The 2,886-nt window shown below is 62.8% G+C and carries 2 protein-coding genes; both read right to left on the bottom strand.

The window, feature by feature from the left end:
• Positions 1 to 54 precede the first annotated feature (54 nt).
• The gene (locus UP06_RS09335; protein WP_063778857.1) at positions 55 to 1,209 is read right to left on the bottom strand and encodes an integrase core domain-containing protein; all 1,155 of its coding nucleotides are present in this window, start codon (positions 1,207 to 1,209) and stop codon (positions 55 to 57) included.
• Positions 1,210 to 1,356: 147 nt separating this feature from the next.
• A complete protein-coding gene (locus UP06_RS09340) occupies positions 1,357 to 2,682 on the bottom strand; it encodes a T6SS phospholipase effector Tle1-like catalytic domain-containing protein (protein ID WP_045002268.1) in 1,326 nt (441 codons plus the stop codon).
• Positions 2,683 to 2,886: the final 204 nt, after the last annotated feature.

Below are 2,886 nucleotides of genomic sequence, written 5' to 3' on the forward strand. Positions count from 1 at the left end.
TGTCCAGCGGATGGATGGGTAACAGAACAGACCGGATGGATGGGTGACACTGGTTCATGATTTGGTCGGCTGCGGCGCTGCGCTAGCGCAGCGCCGCAGCTTGCGTGTTTTCTGGTCGATGATGCCGATCGGCACGTCGAAGAAGCGCACTTGCCAGGATCCGTCCTCGGTTTCCTCGACGGCAACCGCTTCACCGTCGAGAGCGCTGCAGATGTGGATGAGGTCACCACGCCATTTGATCTCGCCGTTGGAGCGGACCTGGCGCACCGCGGCTTCGGCTGGATAATCCGGCTCGGGAAGCCGCCTTGGCATCGCACGAGCCGAAGGCTGATAGACGCTCGCAGGTGGGTGCTGGCCAAGCGACTCGTGCGGCCGTTCTTCGTTGTAATCGCGCACAAATGCCGCGAAGCGACGGGCCTGCGCGGCCTGGGTTGGCGGCGGTGGCCGCATGGCTTCCAGAAGCGTGAGGTGAAAACGCTCGTGTCGGCCGTTCTGCTGCGGATAGCCAGGATCAATCCGTTCATGGCGGATGCCAAGCTTGATCCACCATACCGACAGCGCCGTCAGACCCGTGGTCCCAGTCGAGGCGAACGGCGAGCCGTTGTCGGAGCGGATGATCTGCGGCAAGCCGTACTCGCGAAACGCCCGCTCCAGCGGCGGTTGGCACTCGGCATATTGCGTGCTGCCCGTCGCTGCCAAACTAATCAAATAACGGCTGAAGCCATCGGTCACCGTGAAGGGTTCAACGCGAGAGCCGTCGCCCAGACGAATCCAGCCCTTGTGATCGAGGGCCCATACATGGTTGGCATGCTGAGGCACCGTCAGTTGACCCACACGCGGTGGCGCACGTCGCCGAGCCCGACGGCTACTAACCAGTCCCGCTCGTTTGAGAATCTGGCCTGCCGTCGAGGCCGACGGCCAATCGATATCCCCTTGGTGAGCCTCAAGCTTGCTTACGATCTTGCGCGGTCCCCAGCTCGGCCGCTCAAGCCGGAGTCCCACAATCGCATCCACGATGTGCTGCGGCGTCGCTCGCCCATGCACCCGCACGGCGTGCGAGCGATCCGCAAGCCCTCCAGCCCCTTCCAACCGGTAGCGGTCCAACCATTTGTAACCGGTCTTGCGACTAATCTCGTAGCGGTCGCACAGCTCCGTCATCGTCCACAATCCGCTTCGCTGATCCGCGATGAAGTTAACCCGCTGGTCCATTGCGCAGCTCTCTCGCCAAGGCATCGGCTGATCCTCCCAGCCGACAGAGAACTGTCACCTATCCATCCGGTCTACTGTGTTACCTATCTATCCGGTCTGGACACGCGCCACCTTCTCCCACAAGGGGAGAAGGGAAGCACCACCGCCTCACCCCGTCACGATCTCCCCCGCCTCAGCGCCCTCCACCCCCGGCCCCACCGGCATCGGCACGGTCACATAATCCTTCGGCAAATTCACCGGCCGATACCCCGGCTCCACCGCCATCCGCTTCACCACGCTCTCATGCACATGGGCGCCTTCGGGGATCAGGCGCGGTTCGCAATCGGGGATGTAGAAGCCCAAAAACACCTTCCGCTCCGGCCATTCCTTGTAGGTCGCGCGCTTCGGCAGATATTCCAGCAGGCGCCAGGCTGCACTCATCGAATTGTGCAGCTGGCCCGCCGTGCCCGTGTATGCCGGCGGGACATACTGGAACGGTGAGTTCTTGCGCTGAATGCCCCAGGCGAGCTGGTTCACGGTGCGCGGGTTGAAGTTCAGGCCCGCTTTCGCTGCCTCCTCTAACATCCAGATCAGCGGATACTTTGATTCCGCGCTCTCGGCCTCCGGATAGCCGCCGCCGACGTCGCAATGCACGCCGGCGAACCACACCTGCAAAATGTCCTGCGGCACCTTCTTCTCGTCGGGCACGTAGCGATGGCTCCAGAACTGCTGCGGCTCCTTGTACTCTTTCAGGCGGAACATGCAGCGCCGCTCGTCGATCGCGATCGCCTGCCGGAAGATGTTGACGCTCGGATTGCGCAGCGTGAAGGCGAGCTCTTCCAGGCTGAACACATAAAAGAAGTTGTCACGCCGCGGCACGATCACGCTCGCCACCGTGTCCCACACGCCGATGAAATGGATGGTCGGCCAGCGCGTCGAGGTGATGCGCGCGAATTGCGCGGCGAGGTCGAATGCGTCCTTCGGCAGCGGCCCCTGGTCGTCGACGGCGATGTTCTCGAGATCCTCGATATCGTTGCCGTGCCCGGTGCCGGAATATTGCTTGTAGGCGATGAGGCCCGAGCCCGCGAGGTTGGCCTGCTCCGGCGAGATCAGCCCCACCTTGTGGATCAACCCCGCCAGCACCCGCACCGTGTAGGCGCCGCGCGAAAAACCGAACAGATAGATCTTGTCGCCGGGCGCGTAATGCTCGACCAGGAAGCAATAGGCGTTGAGCACGTTGTCATCGAGCCCGTAGCCGGTGGCGAGCCCCAGCACCAGATTGATGTCGGCCTTCCAGCGATTCCATGTCGACGGCTCCGTCACCGTGCCGACACCGGGATCGTAAAACACCATCTGCCGCGGCTGCGTCTTGTCGGTCTTGCGCAGGCAGCGATACAGCTTCAGGACGTTGGAGATGTTTTCCGAGATCTCGTTGCCGGTGCCGTCACAGCAGATGACGAGGTTTTTCGGCGCGGTATTGTGCTCGTGCTCCACGGTCAGCCCCTCCGGGTGATGCTACCCAGGCGAGCATAGCAAAAAACCGCGACAGCGAGGAGACGGCGGCGTTTGCGGGATAGGTCCAGTGCGGTGTCAGTTGTCTTGGATGATTGGGCCGCGGGCTCGCTCACCTCTCCCGCTTGCGGGGGAGGTCGGCGCGAAGCGACGGGTGGGGGCTCTCTCCACACGGGGAGTATCTCG

The organism is Bradyrhizobium sp. LTSP857 (assembly GCF_000938285.1).
Taxonomy (GTDB): domain Bacteria; phylum Pseudomonadota; class Alphaproteobacteria; order Rhizobiales; family Xanthobacteraceae; genus Bradyrhizobium.

Coding starts and splice junctions, on each gene's coding strand:
- UP06_RS09335 (WP_063778857.1), bottom strand. CDS start 1,209: ATGGACCAGCGGGTTAACTTCATCGCGGATCAGCGAAGCGGATTGTGG.